We start from the raw sequence: 1,142 nt of genomic DNA on the forward strand, positions 1-1,142 counted from the left end.
TTTACAAAGTTCGCTCTTTGTGTGTTTACCGGTTGTAAGTTCGGCTAAAATTTTCAGTTTGAAAGGTTCTGAATACCGTCTGATTACTTTGTCATTTCTATACATAATGTTTAAAATTATGTAGCCTTTATTCAGGACGGGTCAATCTAGGTTTCAACGTATATCATAACCTTACTCTACGCTTTTTTCTTTCTGATTTATATTTCTAAATTTAATGAATTGCTAACTTAAGACGTGTATAATTAATGGCTGGTTCTCGCCTACTTACGAAAGTCCTCGCGGACTTTCTTGGTCGGTAATTATTTACTAAATTAGGCGCTTAAACACGCCACTAATCATACACAAACACGTTGTGCTTCATAAAAAAACAAAACGATATGAAAAGAATTTTAACACTAAAATATTTGCTTTTATTGTTCATCTGTATCTCTTGCGGACAAAAATCAAGTAAAAAACAAAATGATATAAAATCAGATAAAATAGAGCAGACTCGTGAATCACTGAATAAAAAAAGTGAAATTGATATAGAAAAGATTGACGAAATAAAAAAAGAAAGCTCAACTATTAAAAATTATATTTGTTACACTAGTGATAATAATAATTCCAAAAAAATTTGGATTGGGTTTAATGATTCAAACAGAGCAATAGAAATTAGGTACAAAGGGCAATCAGAATCAATACCCCTGAAGTTTATTAAAAATGAATATATCGAAGGAGGAACAAGCCCTACAATTATTGATTATTATAATGAAATTTATAACGGAAAAATAAATGGCGTTTATAAATTAACAAAATCAGGAAATTGGTACTATGTCTCTTATAAAAGAGAAAAGGACGATAAAGAATTCAACTTTACGATTGATCACACTGTTGAAAATCTCTCTTCAACACCTTGCTTTTAATAAACGTTAAAACGACATTAATAAAATATAGCTAATAATTGCAAACCTTATCAGTAACAAATTAGGAAAAAATAACGAAAGCACAACAAAGAACTGAGGTAAAAAACAAGTAAATTTTATACTTTTTTAAACCAAAGTACTTTTATAATTTGCATCATAAGGCAAACCACTTTTTACTATGGCAAAAGCTTGTTTTAGTAGCTTATTACACACCGCTATTAAAGCAAGTTTTTTACTCTT

1 protein-coding gene and 1 pseudogene are annotated in these 1,142 nt (G+C 29.1%); one reads left to right on the top strand and one right to left on the bottom strand.

Annotated elements, in window-relative coordinates; all coding sequences use genetic code 11:
• The first annotated feature begins 377 nt into the window (after positions 1–377).
• Positions 378–902 (top strand): hypothetical protein, encoded by a 525-nt coding sequence (locus Q4517_RS15375; protein ID WP_303511282.1) that lies wholly within the window; start codon positions 378–380, stop codon positions 900–902.
• A 126-nt stretch (positions 903–1,028) separates the two neighbouring features.
• On the opposite strand, the pseudogene Q4517_RS15380 reads toward Q4517_RS15375, so the two are convergent.
• Positions 1,029–1,142 (bottom strand): annotated as a pseudogene (locus Q4517_RS15380) (IS110 family transposase); the annotation flags it as partial.

It is taken from the genome of Tenacibaculum sp. 1_MG-2023, from assembly GCF_030547425.1.
Lineage (GTDB): Bacteria > Bacteroidota > Bacteroidia > Flavobacteriales > Flavobacteriaceae > Polaribacter.